Below are 13784 nucleotides of genomic sequence, written 5' to 3' on the forward strand. Positions count from 1 at the left end.
CTTACGACCGGGTAAGCGTCGCGGCGGCAAATCACCTCGTCCGAACCGAACAAGCAGCTCATAACTGCTTGGTTGGGGCTCGCCGAGCAGTTCATGAAGTCCAACATGGGCGTCCTCATGAACATCATTCTCGGCATCGTCGGTGCGATTGTCGCCAACGCAATCCTGTCCCTGTTCGGCGTCGTACTCGGAGGCTGGCTTGGCTATCTGATTGCTGGCTTCATCGGCGCCTGCATCCTGATCGCTATCGGGCGCTTGTTCCGGCGGTGAGTCTATGCCTTCTGGGAAAACAGACCTGCCTGAGGGCGTCGAAGATTGTGGCGCCTTCCAGCGGAAATTCTGGGTAGCCCAGCGGGTCGCGTCGGTTCTCTTCGCTCTGATCCTGATAGGATGCCTGTTCGGTGCCCTTGGCCGAGGTGGCTACCTGTCGAGGACATTGGTTACGTCGGAGCTGGGCGTACTCGATTTCCCTGCACTCACACGTTGGAACGCGCCGGACGACCTCGTGGTGACATTCTCGCCATCTGCCGAAGATCGGGTGTTCTTCGTGGACGGGCGCTTCTTCGAAGCCTTTTCAGTAGAAGGCACCGATCCGCCGAAGAAGGCTACTCTGGTGAAAGACGGTCTCACGGGCTACGTCTTTTCTAGCGATCCCTCGAAGCCGACACGGGTCACATTTCGTCTGCAGACACAGATGCCGGGACTGCGCACCGCGGCATTCGGCATCGACGGCGAGGTCGCCGAACGCACAACTTTCGTCTTCCCCTAGGATTCACGCATGGATGCCGTCGTCAGAGGTCTCGCAATCTACTTCATCCTGCTCATCATCATCAGGCTATCCGGGCGGCGTATGCTTGCGCAGATGACACCCTTCGACCTCGTGATCGTCCTCGTGATCTCCGAGACGACACAGCAGGCGATGCTAGGCGACGACTTCTCGATCGCCAACGCCGTACTTCTAATCCTGACCGTGTTCACGACCGACATCGCGCTCTCGTACGTGAAGCGATGGTGGAGCAAAGCCGGGCATGTTATCGACGGCGTCCCCACCGTTTTGGTGATCGATGGCCGATCCGACGAGCGCGCGATGCGCGGTTGCTGACTCGACAAGGAGGACGTGATGGAGGCGGCCCGATCACAGGAAGGAGTCGAGCGCGTTACTGACATCAAGTTCGCGATCCTCGAAGTCAGCGGGAACATTAGCATCGTTCCGAAGAAAGACCCCTAAGAGCACACAGTGGAGAACGCCCTCGCTGGCAACTTCACAGACGTGGCGAGCTTTCCGACGACCGTTTCTATAAGCATCGCTGTGATATCATCCGCGGACCGAAACCCTTCCAGAGATTCCCGAAGTTTGTTCATGAGGATAGATCTCGTAACATCGACAATTACGCCGCCAACTTCTGGAGCTGCTCTGTCATCTTGTCGACGTCGTAGGGCTTCGCGAAGAAGATGCCGTCAGGGAGAGCCTCTTCCGCAGGCCGCTTCTTTCCTGAAACCACGACGATCCGGATTGGCGGCCAGCGCTCGCGCACGGCGGCAGCGAGCCTGAGGCCGTCCATGCTGCCGGGCATATCAACATCGGTCAGCAGGATGCGGATGCCATCTACAACCTCCAAGAGTCGGATGGCCTCGTCGGCATCGCGCGCTTCGACAGCTTCGAACCCGGCTTCTTCGACAACGTCGACGGCCAGCATGCGAACCAGTGGTTCATCGTCAACAATCAGGACCTTAACAGTCATAGTAGTAACAAAACGTGTACCCGTCATCAGGCGCAAACTTCTACGCGATCGATCGGTTCCTCCAAAAGAAATGTCAATTCAAACACCAAGCCACTCGGTTCGAAGTGGAAAGCGTGGACGGCTCGAGCCTTGCTGGGAAAGGCGCGCTCGATCAGGACCGTTCCGAAGCCCTTCCTTGCCGGGACGGCCACTTGGGGACCGTTCGTTTCCGCCCAGCGAATTGCGACGCGCCCCGCATCGACCATCCACTCAACCTCGACCTTTCCTTCGTCACTCGAAAGCGCGCCGTATTTTGTAGCGTTTGTTGCCAGCTCGTGCGTAACGAGCGATAGAGGAAGTGCGAGATCTGTGGGAAGAACGACATCCGGCCCTTCCAGGGCAATTCGTCTCTCATCGGTGGCGTGCGCGCGCAGCGATGTCTCTAACACGCCCATGATTGACGTTGCCCTTCCCTCGCCTGACAAAATAAGATCGTAGGTTCCAGCGAGCGCGGTCAACCTCTGGGAGAAGCTTCCATACTTCTCGGCGTCTGACTTTTTAAAGGATTGATGCGCGATGGCCTGCACAAGCGCGAAGCCGTTCTTCACCCGGTGCGCAAGTTCCCTTACTAGGAGTGAGCGCTCCTCCTCCGCCTTTTCGGCATGAAGGCGCCGCGTCTCTAGTTCGTCCAGGAGATTATCGAGTGAGGCGCCGACCGCATGAAGCTCGTCTGTCGGCTTCATCAGAGTGCGGGCCTTCGTCTTTCCATCCCGCCAGTTCTGCATCACTTCGGCGATGCGCGAAATTGGTCCCAGCAGGAAGTGGCCACCAATGAACATGGCAAGGATGAGCGACACAATCGCCCCGGCTCCGATGCCAACTAGGTTGGCGATGGACGCCCGGTTTATCGGTGCGAAGGCTTCGTTCGTGGAGAAGCCAGCGCTCACATAAAGTGGGCTTCCGGGGAGCGCGATTGGACGATAGCCAAGGATCCGTTCGGTTCCGTCCTGACTCGTCAGCTGCACAACGCCGGGAGCGTTGGCGTGTACCAAGCTCTGATACGCGTCTGGGATGACGGTACCGACGAACTTCTCCGGCAAGGGCACTCGGGCAAGAATGGTACCGTCGCCGTCGGCTATAGTGACAGCGTTTCCGGGAGCTACGCCGCGCTCGGCGATGCGGGTTTGCAGCCAGTCGAGCCTGACGCCACTCACGACAACCGCGATGGTTTTGCCTCCATCGATGATGGGCATAGCAAGAGGAAGGACAGGGCTGCCGGAGAAACGGCTTTTGGTATACCGCCCAACGACGAAATCCTTCGTCGCAAGCGCGTCCTTGAAGTAGTCCCGGTCCCCGAAAGTCACTCCCGCCGGAAACTCGGCGCTTCCGCAGACGGGACTTCCATCAGGTTTCAGAACGAAAAGCGTCCGAATGTTCGGAACGCTGCCGCCGAGCGTTTTGAGCGCGTCGTTACAGAGGGGAACATCGAGCTGTCGAACTGCAGGCATTGCTGTGACGGCGGTCAGAAGCGAGCGAAGTCCCTCGATGATACGTTCGACCTCTGAAGACGCCTGTTTAGCCGCCTGAGCCGCTTGCGCGCGCACCTCCTCGGCGCGCTCCTGGCGCATCGCATATTCATTGTAGCCCGACATAGCCACCACAGGTGCGAGAGCCGCAACCGCGACCCCCACGAGTTTCAGCCTCATGGGACCCCCTTTTTTCGGTATGGATAGCACGCGATTTTTGGGCTGACTACCGCCTCAGATACGCGCGCTGGATAGGTACCCACGGCGTTCCGGATCAAATGCGAGTCCGACTGCAACAGTCTGGAACATCTCGTGAAATTTGACGTTGTCCCCGCACTCACGAGTCCGTGATCTCAAAAGAGGAAACCTAATGACTGAACCCGTCTCAACCGTCGCCCACATCCACACTCGAGCACTACGAGATCGCGCGCTGCGGAACACAGATCTCGTGGGCTGGCCAGCTTGCCCTCGAGGACGCGGTTCCGCTGCTACAGGCCAACATCGAAGAAGAGATGGCAACCGATGAGAAGCTTACGCAGCTTGCCGAAGCTCAGGCAAACGCGAAAGGCGAAGCAAAGGCTGCGAAGCGGGTCTAATGCAACGGGGCGCGGATCCGGGTGGCTTTGCGTCCTTCTTTTGAAGGAAAAAGAACTATGATGAGTGGACCATTAAAGGCGCTTCTAAGCGCTCTCGTTGTCGCTGGATACCAGAACCGCGACAAGATCGGCGAGTTTTTGCGTGGCATCCAGAATCCGCAGACAACCGACGGCAACGCCAGTGCTGGTCAGCCGGGATCGCCGAAAACAGCCGGAGGGCAAGGCGCGATTTTCTCAGGCCCAGGTGGCCTCGGAGATTTACTTGGAGGCCTGACGACCGGCGGAATTTTAAGCGGTGGCCTTGGCGACCTGTTGAAGACGTTCCAGCAAAACGGTCACGAGGACAAAGCCCATAGTTGGGTGCAGCCGGGTCCGAACGTTCCCATCGATAACGATCAGCTGTCGGAAGCTCTCGGTCCTGATGTCATTAAAGAACTCGCGGCGAAGACCGGATTATCGCCGCAAGAAATTTTGGACCGTCTGAGCCGCGATCTTCCCACCGCGGTCGACGACCTCACGCCGAACGGCAGGGTGCCGGACGCCGGGGGCGAGTTCCTTGCCTCAGCGAGCGCGGCGACCACCAGCGGCAAGACGCAGGCTTAGCCAAAGTCATAAGGAGAAGGTGTCATGCCAGACCCAAAGAAGTCACCAGCTGTCCAATCGATGCTCAAGGAGCAGGCCAGGCAGCGCAAAACCGCGCGGAAAGGCGACCTCGACAAGGGTCTCGAAAACACCTTCCCGGCCTCGGATCCGGTGTCGGCGACGACGACCTCGATCCCGGCGGGCCGAACGGATACCGACGAAGCGGCACGGGTCGCCGATGATAAATCTCTTGCTGTAGACGATAATGACTACCCTTAGGTCGAGTTTGCGCTCGCCGCAACAAGCGAGAAATCGAACGGCTCCGAACACGAGGCGAGGCGTGAGGGACTAGACGCTCTCAGGCGCGACGCTGGACAGGTGGGGGCTTCCATCTCGGAGATCGCGGAAGGCAGCGTCCATCTGGCGAAGTCAGAAGCTCGCGGCATCTGGAGCGACGTCGAGGCCAAGATCCGTGAGCGTCCGCTTACAGCGGTCGGTATCGTTGCTGCCCTCGCGGATCTCTGGGGCGCGACAAGGTAGCTGCAGAAATCGAAGCTCGTGCCTCCCGAAGGAACTCATACTCCAGGCTCCTGAAGAAACCGAGGTTTGAAATGCGCTACTATTTCTACATTCGATCTCACCTCAGTGACGAACTTGATGACGAAGGCCCAGATTCGGGTCAATAGACCTCGCGGTTGACGAAGCCGAGAATACAGCTCGCGAAATGCTGGCCGAGCGCGTGATGCGTGATGAGCGCATCGACGGTACTCGGTTCGAAATTGCGGACGAACAAGGGAAGTCCTCGCGACCGTGCCTTTCAGGCAGGTCGTCAGGCTCGACTAGATGCGCCGAGCATCTCAGTCGGCCTTGATGAAGATCGGTTCCGCCATGTTTTTAGCAAAAGTTGCGAATTTAGCTTGCCTTCGACCATCGTTTCCTGGACTGCGCAGACCAGCGCGCATTCCCTTGCGCTCTTCGAGATGTCGCTCTCCATGACCATTCTTTTACTCCTTTTGCGTGAATGCGCGCAGCCCCGCCTGAGGTCTGCCACGCACACCCAGGAGGAAAACCAAAGGGTGCGCTGGCACTCTATCGCGAAGAGTGCCAAAAGTTTTTTTGGCCATCTTGAAACCCGGAAACTCTCAAAATAAATTTCCGGATGAGGCGCTCGAGGAGGCCTCTCACCCGAGCACGGACTGGTCATCCGGTTCGGCTTGGGGATTCAAATATCATCGTTTGTCCATGGAGGAAAACAATGTCGTTCCGCCCACTGCATGACCGTGTCCTGGTTCGTCGGGTCGAGTCCGAGGAGAAGACCAAAGGGGCATCATCATCCCCGATACCGCCAAGGAAAAGCCCCAGGAAGGTGAAGTCGTCGCCGTAGGATCGGGCGCACGCAACGAGGCTGGCCAGATCCAGGCTCTCGACGTGAAAGCTGGCGACCGGATCCTGTTCGGCAAGTGGTCCGGGACCGAGATCAAGATCAACGGCGACGACCTTTTGATCATGAGGGAAAGCGACGTGCTTGGTATCATCGACGGTCAGAGCGAGCAAAAGCAGGCGGCCTAAGTCGCTGCTCAGTCACCCAAATAGCTGCCTATCGAAGGAGTTACAAAAATGGCTGCAAAGGAAGTCAAATTCAGCACGGACGCGCGCGAGCGGATGCTGCGCGGCGTCGACATTCTGGCGGACGCCGTGAAGGTCACCCTCGGTCCCAAGGGGCGGAACGTCGTGATCGCCAAGTCCTTTGGTGCACCTCGCATCACCAAGGATGGTGTATCCGTCGCCAAGGAAATCGAGCTCGAGGACAAGTTCGAGAACATGGGAGCGCAGATGCTGCGTGAGGTTGCATCCAAGACTAGCGACCTGGCAGGAGACGGAACGACCACTGCAACGGTTCTCGCACAGGCTATCGTTCGGGAAGGCGCCAAGGCTGTCGCCTCTGGCATGAACCCGATGGATCTGAAACGAGGTATCGACCTCGCCGTCGACGCCGTCGTCAAGGAACTGAGGACCAACGCTCGCAAGATTTCCAACAATTCCGAGATTGCTCAAGTCGGCACGATCTCGGCCAACGGCGACAGCGAAGTCGGCCGGTTCCTTGCGGAGGCGATGGAAAAGGTCGGAAACGAAGGCGTCATTACCGTCGAGGAAGCCAAGACCGCCGAAACCGAACTTGAGGTCGTCGAAGGCATGCAGTTTGACCGCGGCTATCTCAGCCCCTACTTTGTCACCAATCCGGAAAAGATGCGGGTGGAGTTCGAGGATCCCTACATCCTCATCCACGAGAAAAAACTCTCGAACCTGCAGTCGCTCCTTCCAGTTCTCGAAACCGTCGTTCAGTCCAGCAAGCCGTTGCTGGTGATCGCCGAAGACGTCGAAGGCGAAGCTCTTGCCACGCTCGTCGTCAACAAGCTCCGTGGCGGCTTGAAGATTGCTGCCGTCAAGGCTCCTGGTTTCGGCGACCGTCGCAAGGCAATGCTCGAAGACATCGCGATCCTGACGGGTGGCACCGTCGTGTCGGAAGACCTCGGCATCAAGCTGGAGAACGTCACCCTCAACATGCTCGGTCGCGCGAAGAAGGTTGAGATCGAAAAGGAAAACACCACCATCATCGACGGCGTCGGCTCCAAGGCCGAGATCGATGGGCGGATTGCGCAGATCAAGGCACAGATCGAGGAGACAACCTCCGACTACGACCGCGAGAAGCTGCAGGAGCGACTAGCCAAGCTCGCAGGCGGCGTTGCCGTTATCCGCGTCGGCGGCTCGACCGAGGTCGAGGTTAAAGAAAAGAAGGACCGCGTCGACGACGCCCTCCATGCGACGCGCGCAGCGGTCGAGGAAGGCATTCTTCCAGGCGGCGGCGTGGCTCTCCTGCGGGCCGTGAAAGCACTCGATTCCATCGGGACTGCCAACAACGACCAGCGGGTCGGCGTGGACATCATTCGTCGGGCCATCGAAGCTCCTGTGCGGCAGATTGCGGAAAATGCTGGCGCCGAGGGGTCGATCATCGTCGGCAAACTCCGTGAGAAGACAGACTTTTCCTTCGGTTGGAACGCTCAGACGAACGAGTACGGCGATCTATATCGCCAAGGCGTTATCGATCCGGCCAAGGTAGTGCGCGCAGCGCTCCAGGACGCTTCGTCTATTGCAGGCCTGCTCATCACGACCGAAGCTATGATTGCCGAAAAGCCGAAGAAGGAGGCCGCTCCGGTAATGCCTGCGGGCGCCGGAATGGACTTCTGAGCTGCCCTTCCCGGCCATGCTGGTTGAATTGGCTTGCAGTCATCTGACGAAGGAGGAAATCCGAGTTTGCGTCGATGTCGTCAAGACGATCTCTCGCGAGCGCGGATGCGAAAAGGATGGAGCAGCGGTGGGCAAGATCATGCACGCCGTCGCCCATCTCTTCAGCCAGGGAATGCGAAAGAGTGAGGAATTGGTGGCGGCCATGAGGGGTGAAGCCACCTGAGTGGGGAGCGCCCGGCGAATGACCTGCCGGGCGCTCCCTCCTAGAGATTTCGAAGCCGCTCAAGATTTCTGCGAGGTTGAAATGAACAGAAGCCGAGGGCCACGTCTTCACCGATGCCTTGATGGCGTCGTGCATGCCAATTGACTACCGCGAGCTATTTGATGTCGCGACAAAGCCGATACCGCAGAGGATTTTGAACCTTCTTTCCGTCAAGTGGGGCTTCGGAGCGATTGGCACCAACAGGGAGACGACGCGGCTACATCGGGGCGAAGAACCGGGCGGATGGCTGGAATGTCTGGCTATCGCTTTCCGTTGCTCCCGCGCTGTCAAAAAGGCCGAATAAGCATTCACACATGGGGAGGTAAAGGATGGTAGCGCTTCTCTTGAAGAGATAGGCTGCCCGTCTAATTCTACAGTTGGAGATGTCCTCGCGTCTTATGATGTGTGCCTCAGCGCCTGCGCTTCGCGCTCATCCGGCGCGTGCTGCGCAACGACGCGTGACGTCACGACCTTCCCAGGCGGAACTGATACACCCCGAGCCTGCCGGTACGAAACCCTGCCGCACAATAGTGCAGGTAGAACCGCCACATCCGAAAGAAGCGTTCGTCGAAGCCGAGCGGCCGTATCACGCTCCAGTTCTCGACGAATGCGCGCTCCCAGTACAAAAGCGTCTTCTCGTAGTCGCGACCGAAGGAGAATGAATCGATAACCGTCAGACCGGACGCGACAGCCCGTTCCCTGAAGATCGTCGCTGACGGTAGCATGCCGCCGGGGAAGACGTAGGTCTGGATGAAATCGGCATTGCGCCGGTAGTGCTCGAAGCGCGTCTCATCGATGGTGATGACCTGGATCACCGCTTGGCCGCCCGGCGCCAGCAATTGGCGTAGGCGATCGAAGTAGAGCCGCCAGTTCTCCTCGCCGACCGCTTCGAACATCTCGATCGAAACGACCTTGGTGAAGTGTCCCTCGCAATCGCGATAGTCCTGCAGGCGCACCTCCGTGCGGTTGGAAAGACCCGCGGCCTTCAGTCGCCCCCGCGCGTACTGCGCCTGCTCCTCTGATAGCGTCAGTCCGGTAATAAGGCATCCGGTGCGCGACACCGAATGTTCCATGAACCCGCCCCAGCCGCAGCCGATCTCGAGCACGCGGTCCTCCGGACCGATTTGAAGCGCCTTCAGGACCCGGTCGTACTTCGCCCGTTGGGCCTCGTGCAGAGGCTGCGCCTCATGCTCGAAGAGCCCGGCCGAATAGGTCATCGTCTCGTCGAGCCAGGCGCCGTAGAACGCGTTGCCGAGATCGTAGTGGGAGGCGATGTTGCGACGGCTGCCCGCGCGGGAGTTGCGCCGAAGTCGATGCCGAAGATAGGCAAGCATGCCGATCAGGGGCGTGGACGCAAGGACCGGCCGCAACGCCAGTTCATTGGCGATCGCCAGTTCCATGACCGCACCCAGATCCGGCGAATCCCAGTCGCCGTGCAGATAGGCGCGCGAGAAACCAAGGCTGCCGCCTGTTAACAAAAGCCAAAACGGTCGCGCATTGTTGAACCGGATGGCGGCGGAGGGGCCGGCCGTCTCGCCAACCGCCACGCACTCCCCGCCGCAGGGAAACTGTATCAGAATACGCCCGCGCTCGATGCGGTCGGCCCAGCGGCACACAAGCTGCTTCCAGAGCGACCGGCGCGGTGCCAGGAAAGCCGGGGCGTCTTGTTCAGCCTGGCTCATTCGGTGGCTCTTCCGATGGATGGTGGGAAACTATTGTGGTGGCGACGGGAATGCCGGCGGGTCGATGCCGTTGGGCAGGAACACCTTTCATCCAAAGCCGCAACGCCTCCCAATGAATGCCGCCCATGACCTTCAGTGTCATCAGCGGATACTTGAAAAGCATGGAAAGTAGCCGGCGATCGGATATTTCGATCCGCTTCCCGGAGAAGGTTGCAACGAGTAGCGGTCCCTCATCGTCGCACTCATTGATCGCAATCACCACGCGCTTGTCCGGCGGCGCTATCCGGAATTCATAGCGACAATCCATCGGCACAAAGGGGGAGACGTACAGTTCCTTGGCGCAGGACTGCCGAATGGCGCCAAAGTCGGTTGCGACCGGGATCACATATGTATGTCGCTCCAGGAAGGTGTTGCAGACCTCGTAGAGGACGGCCCGCACCGCACCGTCCGGCCCACTGCAGAAATAGACCGTCAACGGATTGAACACATAGCCAAAGATGCGCGGATAGCAGAGCAGGCGGATGCGGATGCCGTCGACAGTGACGCCGGCGTCGATGAGCTGGCGCTCGACCCAGGCGCGCAGTCCGCCGGACATACCTTCCCCATGGTCGGCTTCCTGGAAGGAATACAGTCCCCATCGATTATGCCCGAACAGCCTCAGCCTGTGATCCAACGCAGGCAGCTCGTCGAGATCCAGCAGCATGGAAAACACGCGATAGCGCAGCCGGTGCCGGCACGGGCGATGTCGCGCATGTATGACTTCACCGACATAGAGGGCAGAACCGCTTGTCATTGCGCCGTCGCAAGGCTGGCGGTGGAAGGAACGCGGCCGGACGCGCCTTCGACGGCCCAGGGTCGAGGCTGGTCGCAGATCGCCTCGGCGACCGAAAGCCCGGATTGCAGGCCGTCCTCATGGAAGCCGCTGCCGAAATGGGCGCCGCAGAACCATACGCCACGGCGCCCTTGCAGGCGCCAGAGCTCCTTCTGCGCAACAAGCGCCGCCGGGTCGAACAGGGGATGGTTGTAGTCGACCTCGGCGATGATCCGTTCCTCGGGGATTTCGCGGTGGGGATTGAGAGTGACGAACAGGGGCATGGCCGGATCGATGCCCTGAAGCCGGTTCATCCAGTAGGTAACGCAGAGCGGACGTTCGCCGTCCCGTTCGGGCTCACCGATGTAGTTCCAGCTCGACCAGACTCTTTGGCGCCTCGGCATCAGCCGCTCGTCGGTGTGCAAGACGGCGGTGTTGTCCGAATAGCCGATCGCTCCCAGCAGGCCTCGTTCCCGCTCATCGGGATCGGCGAGCATGGCAAGGGCGCGATCGGCATGGGTTGCGATCACGACGTCGGTGAATATATCGCGGTTGCCGCGCCAGTCGGTGACTGACACACCGCCCACGACGCGCCGGACCGCGCGGACGGCGCTGTTCAAGCGGATCTCGCCGGTGAAGTCCGCAATCAGCCGCTTGACATATTCGCGGCTGCCCCCGGTCACTGTGCGCCAGCGAGGTCGGTTGGAAAGGGCTAGCAAACCGTGGCTTTCGAAGAAGCGGATGAACGCATGGAGGGGATAGTCGCGTATCCTTCTCGCCGTCGTCGACCAGATCGCCGCCCCCATTGGCAGCAGGTGATCGGTGACGAAGGCTGAACTGTAGTAGTTTTCGTCGAGGTACTGACCTAGTGACTTCGACGCCAGATCCGCGCGATCGAGCACAGCCGGCGCCTCTTGGTAAAAGCGCAGCGTGTCGGACAACATGCGCCAGAAGCGCGGCCGCAAAACGTTACCGGGTTGGCCGAGCAGGCCACCGATCCCGGAACCTGAGTATTCGAACGCGCCGCCATCGAGCGATGCTGCAAACGACATGTCCGAGGCCTGGGTAGGCACATGCAGATGTTTGAATAAGGCGACGAGGTTCGGATAGTTGCGGTCGTTGTAGACAATGAACCCGGTATCGACCGCGACCGGGCCGCATCGTGAAGGCGCAGATACCGTGTTCGCGTGACCGCCAGGCCTGCCCGACGCCTCATAGAGCACGACCTCCATGGTGCGACCCATGAGCCAGGCAGCGGACATTCCGGATATTCCGGCACCGATCACGGCCACGCGTCGTTGGCGTGGAACTTCGCCGAGATCGCGGTCATCGCGCATGACATTCCCCCTCCATCCAGCAACAGGTTCGCTTGGGGATACGAAGGAAACGTATAACCGGATTGATACCGGCGCAGATTTTTGAACAATGGTGATCCGGCACAAAGTTGACGCCGTACCGTCCTGCATGACGATCGCAATCTCCATACCGGCGCCCGCGTGCCCCGAAACACCGATCCCCCGGCCCTGGCGTTGTTGTGCTCCAGGGCTTGTGGTCAACATGAAGCGTGGACGTATGAGCGAGACCCCTAGGGACCTGACAACGGAAGAAGCCCGCGCGCTGCTCGAAGCAGTAGCACGCGATCGGGACATGGAGGCCTTTGAGGTCCTCTTTCGCCACTATGGCCCGCGGGTGAAGGCTTACATGGCCCACCTGGCCCGAGACAGCGGCATTGCCGAGGAACTGATGCAGGAAACCATGATTGCAGTCTGGAACAAGGCCGCTCAGTTCGAGCCGGGTCGAGGAAACGTCTCGAATTGGATCTTCACCATCGCCCGCAACCTGCGGATCGATGCCTACCGCAAGAGCCGTCGACTGAATTTCGATCCGAACGATCCCGCTTTCGTCCCGGACGAGAGCCCGCCGGCGGATGCCGTCGTCGAGGAACGGCAGGAGGCCGAGCGGCTGCGCAGTGCCATGGCGGTGCTACCGCAGGAGCAACTCGAGCTGCTTCGTCTTTCCTTTTTCAACGATTGTTCGCATACCTCGATCGCCGAAAGGCTTAATCTGCCGCTCGGCACGGTAAAATCCCGTATCCGGCTCGCCTTCTTCAAGCTGCGCGCCGCACTGGAGGACGGACAATGACAATCCGTCACCATGTCAGCGACGAACTGCTGATTGACTACGCTGCCGGCACGCTTGAGGACGGCTGGCGGCTCGCCGTCGCAACGCATCTGGCGCTCTGCCCTGATTGCCGCAAGCGGCTTTCGCTGATGGAGGAGGTTGCGGGGCAGTTGCTCGAGGAGATTACCCCGGAACCGGTGGTGACGTCCTTCAACCGGTTGCGGCAGCGCATCCTTGAGGTGCGTGCGCCGGTCCTGCCCGCTGCTTCGGGAGCAGGTCCGACTGCGCTGAGCCGCCTCGCGTCACCGGTCCTGCCTGAGCCGCTTCGGTCCTATGTCGGGGATGATGTCAAAAATCTCAAGTGGAAATCTCTCGGGCGCGGTGCCTACCACATTCCTATCGCGACCGAGGACGGAACGACGATGGCTCGGCTCCTGCGGATACCGGCCGGCAAGCCAGTGCCGGAGCACGGCCACGGCGGCCGCGAACTCACGCTTGTCCTTAGTGGCAGCTTCCACGACGGCGAGGAACTGTTCGCGCGCGGCGACCTTGAGGAGGCCGATGCCAGCGTACTGCACCAGCCCGTAGCAACCGCTGATGAAGATTGCATCTGCCTGGCCGTTACTGACGCACCACTGAAGTTCAGAAGCTGGCTTGTACGATTGGTCCAGCCGCTACTCGGCATATGATCGAAGCTTGGAGGACGCACAACGGAATGATGAACCTGATCTGCTACATTGCAACAGCGCTTGTCTTTCTCGGCCTCGACGTACTTTGGCTGACGCGTATCTCGCCGGCATTCTATCGCAGCCGTATCGGCGAGCTTCTGCTGGCGCAGCCGAATTTTGCCGCTGCCGCGGCCTTTTATCTGATCTACGTGGCAGGCATCGTGTATTTTGCCGTTGTTCCGGCCCTGAACGCCGAGAGCTGGAGCACCGCACTCGTCTCCGGCGCCATCCTCGGCCTCGTCGCCTTTGGCACCTACGACATGACAAATCTCGCGACGCTGAAGGGATGGTCGCTGGGAGTTAGTCTCGTTGACATGAGCTGGGGGATGGTCATCACAGCTAGCTCCGCCACCGCCGGCTATCTGGTGACCATGCATGGCTTCCTGCCATGGCGACCCTGACCAAGTCCAGGGCCGGCGAGCCTATCGAGACCAACAGCGCGAAAAGGAATAACGTTTGCGGTTACGCGCGGGCACTGCGCAACGTCAGCGAGGTCTTGCGGTGTCGGC

Annotated in this window: 17 protein-coding genes and 2 pseudogenes; 14 read left to right on the top strand and 5 right to left on the bottom strand. The window is 59.8% G+C overall.

Features of this window, described 5'->3' with window-relative positions:
- Positions 1–30 precede the first annotated feature (30 nt).
- The 3 genes and pseudogenes from AS026_RS04715 to AS026_RS04725 all read left to right on the top strand — a co-directional run bounded on the left by AS026_RS04715 (position 31) and on the right by AS026_RS04725 (position 1228).
- Positions 31–270, top strand: coding sequence for a GlsB/YeaQ/YmgE family stress response membrane protein (locus tag AS026_RS04715; protein WP_062368768.1), 240 nt, complete (start codon positions 31–33; stop codon positions 268–270).
- A gap of 4 nt (positions 271–274) precedes the next feature.
- Complete coding sequence (locus AS026_RS04720) at positions 275–769, top strand: hypothetical protein (RefSeq protein ID WP_062368769.1); 495 nt, start codon at positions 275–277, stop codon at positions 767–769.
- A gap of 9 nt (positions 770–778) precedes the next feature.
- Positions 779–1228, top strand: a pseudogene (locus AS026_RS04725) (DUF421 domain-containing protein).
- Positions 1229–1388: 160 nt separating this feature from the next.
- Here the strand turns inward: AS026_RS04725 and AS026_RS04730 are convergent.
- Positions 1389–1742 carry a response regulator gene (locus tag AS026_RS04730; protein WP_062368796.1) on the bottom strand — a complete coding sequence of 118 codons (354 nt, stop codon included), beginning with the start codon at positions 1740–1742 and terminating at the stop codon, positions 1389–1391.
- Between the two features lie 26 nt (positions 1743–1768).
- On the bottom strand, positions 1769–3427 hold the full coding sequence (locus AS026_RS04735) for a sensor histidine kinase (protein ID WP_062368770.1): 1659 nt from the start codon (positions 3425–3427) through the stop codon (positions 1769–1771).
- 194 nt (positions 3428–3621) lie between these two features.
- Here AS026_RS04735 and AS026_RS39305 point away from each other — a divergent pair, with 194 nt between their 5' ends.
- From AS026_RS39305 to AS026_RS04765, 8 genes and pseudogenes are all read left to right on the top strand, one after another.
- Positions 3622–3843 carry a DUF892 family protein gene (locus AS026_RS39305; RefSeq protein ID WP_082728434.1) on the top strand — a complete coding sequence of 74 codons (222 nt, stop codon included), beginning with the start codon at positions 3622–3624 and terminating at the stop codon, positions 3841–3843.
- A 57-nt stretch (positions 3844–3900) separates the two neighbouring features.
- Complete coding sequence (locus AS026_RS04740; RefSeq protein ID WP_062368771.1) at positions 3901–4446, top strand: YidB family protein; 546 nt, start codon at positions 3901–3903, stop codon at positions 4444–4446.
- 24 nt (positions 4447–4470) lie between these two features.
- Positions 4471–4704, top strand: coding sequence for a hypothetical protein (locus tag AS026_RS44150; RefSeq protein ID WP_342587546.1), 234 nt, complete (start codon positions 4471–4473; stop codon positions 4702–4704).
- A gap of 99 nt (positions 4705–4803) precedes the next feature.
- The gene (locus AS026_RS44155) at positions 4804–4965 is read left to right on the top strand and encodes a hypothetical protein (protein ID WP_342587547.1); all 162 of its coding nucleotides are present in this window, start codon (positions 4804–4806) and stop codon (positions 4963–4965) included.
- A 184-nt stretch (positions 4966–5149) separates the two neighbouring features.
- Complete coding sequence (locus AS026_RS44405) at positions 5150–5296, top strand: hypothetical protein (protein WP_425349758.1); 147 nt, start codon at positions 5150–5152, stop codon at positions 5294–5296.
- Between the two features lie 384 nt (positions 5297–5680).
- Positions 5681–5994: pseudogene (gene groES / locus AS026_RS04755) on the top strand (co-chaperone GroES).
- A gap of 48 nt (positions 5995–6042) precedes the next feature.
- Positions 6043–7671 (top strand): chaperonin GroEL, encoded by a 1629-nt coding sequence (gene groL / locus AS026_RS04760; RefSeq protein ID WP_062368773.1) that lies wholly within the window; start codon positions 6043–6045, stop codon positions 7669–7671.
- 16 nt (positions 7672–7687) lie between these two features.
- Positions 7688–7894, top strand: coding sequence for a hypothetical protein (locus AS026_RS04765; RefSeq protein ID WP_062368774.1), 207 nt, complete (start codon positions 7688–7690; stop codon positions 7892–7894).
- 503 nt (positions 7895–8397) lie between these two features.
- Here AS026_RS04765 and AS026_RS04775 read toward each other — a convergent pair.
- From AS026_RS04775 to AS026_RS04785, 3 genes are read right to left on the bottom strand one after another with little or no spacing between them, the layout of a single operon-like run.
- The gene (locus AS026_RS04775) at positions 8398–9615 is read right to left on the bottom strand and encodes an SAM-dependent methyltransferase (RefSeq protein ID WP_062368776.1); all 1218 of its coding nucleotides are present in this window, start codon (positions 9613–9615) and stop codon (positions 8398–8400) included.
- A complete protein-coding gene (locus AS026_RS04780) occupies positions 9602–10408 on the bottom strand; it encodes a DUF1365 domain-containing protein (RefSeq protein WP_062368777.1) in 807 nt (268 codons plus the stop codon). The genes AS026_RS04775 and AS026_RS04780 overlap by 14 nt, the downstream gene beginning before the upstream one ends.
- Positions 10405–11763: an NAD(P)/FAD-dependent oxidoreductase gene (locus AS026_RS04785; RefSeq protein WP_062368778.1), complete on the bottom strand. Its 1359-nt coding sequence runs from the start codon at positions 11761–11763 to the stop codon at positions 10405–10407. Before AS026_RS04785 ends, AS026_RS04780 begins: the two co-directional genes overlap by 4 nt.
- A gap of 235 nt (positions 11764–11998) precedes the next feature.
- Here AS026_RS04785 and AS026_RS04790 point away from each other — a divergent pair, with 235 nt between their 5' ends.
- Genes AS026_RS04790 through AS026_RS04800 form a run of 3 tightly spaced genes read left to right on the top strand, consistent with a single transcriptional unit; the run spans position 11999 to position 13676 of the window.
- On the top strand, positions 11999–12568 hold the full coding sequence (locus AS026_RS04790; RefSeq protein ID WP_062368779.1) for a sigma-70 family RNA polymerase sigma factor: 570 nt from the start codon (positions 11999–12001) through the stop codon (positions 12566–12568).
- Positions 12565–13236, top strand: a complete 672-nt coding sequence (locus tag AS026_RS04795; protein WP_062368780.1) for a ChrR family anti-sigma-E factor — start codon at positions 12565–12567, stop codon at positions 13234–13236. Before AS026_RS04790 ends, AS026_RS04795 begins: the two co-directional genes overlap by 4 nt.
- A 26-nt stretch (positions 13237–13262) precedes the next feature.
- Positions 13263–13676: a DUF2177 family protein gene (locus tag AS026_RS04800; protein ID WP_062368781.1), complete on the top strand. Its 414-nt coding sequence runs from the start codon at positions 13263–13265 to the stop codon at positions 13674–13676.
- The last annotated feature ends 108 nt before the right edge of the window (positions 13677–13784 follow it).

It is taken from the genome of Rhizobium altiplani (assembly GCF_001542405.1).
GTDB classification, from domain to species: Bacteria; Pseudomonadota; Alphaproteobacteria; order Rhizobiales; family Rhizobiaceae; genus Rhizobium; species Rhizobium altiplani.

Excerpts from the sequence above, each read along its gene's own strand:
- AS026_RS04720 (WP_062368769.1), top strand. The coding sequence starts at position 275 with ATGCCTTCTGGGAAAACAGACCTGCCTGAGGGCGTCGAAGATTGTGGC.
- AS026_RS04730 (WP_062368796.1), bottom strand. The coding sequence starts at position 1,742 with ATGACTGTTAAGGTCCTGATTGTTGACGATGAACCACTGGTTCGCATG.
- AS026_RS04735 (WP_062368770.1), bottom strand. The coding sequence starts at position 3,427 with ATGAGGCTGAAACTCGTGGGGGTCGCGGTTGCGGCTCTCGCACCTGTG.
- AS026_RS04740 (WP_062368771.1), top strand. The coding sequence starts at position 3,901 with ATGATGAGTGGACCATTAAAGGCGCTTCTAAGCGCTCTCGTTGTCGCT.
- AS026_RS44150 (WP_342587546.1), top strand. The coding sequence starts at position 4,471 with ATGCCAGACCCAAAGAAGTCACCAGCTGTCCAATCGATGCTCAAGGAG.
- AS026_RS44405 (WP_425349758.1), top strand. The coding sequence starts at position 5,150 with ATGCTGGCCGAGCGCGTGATGCGTGATGAGCGCATCGACGGTACTCGG.
- groL (WP_062368773.1), top strand. The coding sequence starts at position 6,043 with ATGGCTGCAAAGGAAGTCAAATTCAGCACGGACGCGCGCGAGCGGATG.
- AS026_RS04765 (WP_062368774.1), top strand. The coding sequence starts at position 7,688 with ATGCTGGTTGAATTGGCTTGCAGTCATCTGACGAAGGAGGAAATCCGA.
- AS026_RS04775 (WP_062368776.1), bottom strand. The coding sequence starts at position 9,615 with ATGAGCCAGGCTGAACAAGACGCCCCGGCTTTCCTGGCACCGCGCCGG.
- AS026_RS04780 (WP_062368777.1), bottom strand. The coding sequence starts at position 10,408 with ATGACAAGCGGTTCTGCCCTCTATGTCGGTGAAGTCATACATGCGCGA.
- AS026_RS04785 (WP_062368778.1), bottom strand. The coding sequence starts at position 11,763 with ATGCGCGATGACCGCGATCTCGGCGAAGTTCCACGCCAACGACGCGTG.
- AS026_RS04790 (WP_062368779.1), top strand. The coding sequence starts at position 11,999 with ATGAGCGAGACCCCTAGGGACCTGACAACGGAAGAAGCCCGCGCGCTG.
- AS026_RS04795 (WP_062368780.1), top strand. The coding sequence starts at position 12,565 with ATGACAATCCGTCACCATGTCAGCGACGAACTGCTGATTGACTACGCT.
- AS026_RS04800 (WP_062368781.1), top strand. The coding sequence starts at position 13,263 with ATGATGAACCTGATCTGCTACATTGCAACAGCGCTTGTCTTTCTCGGC.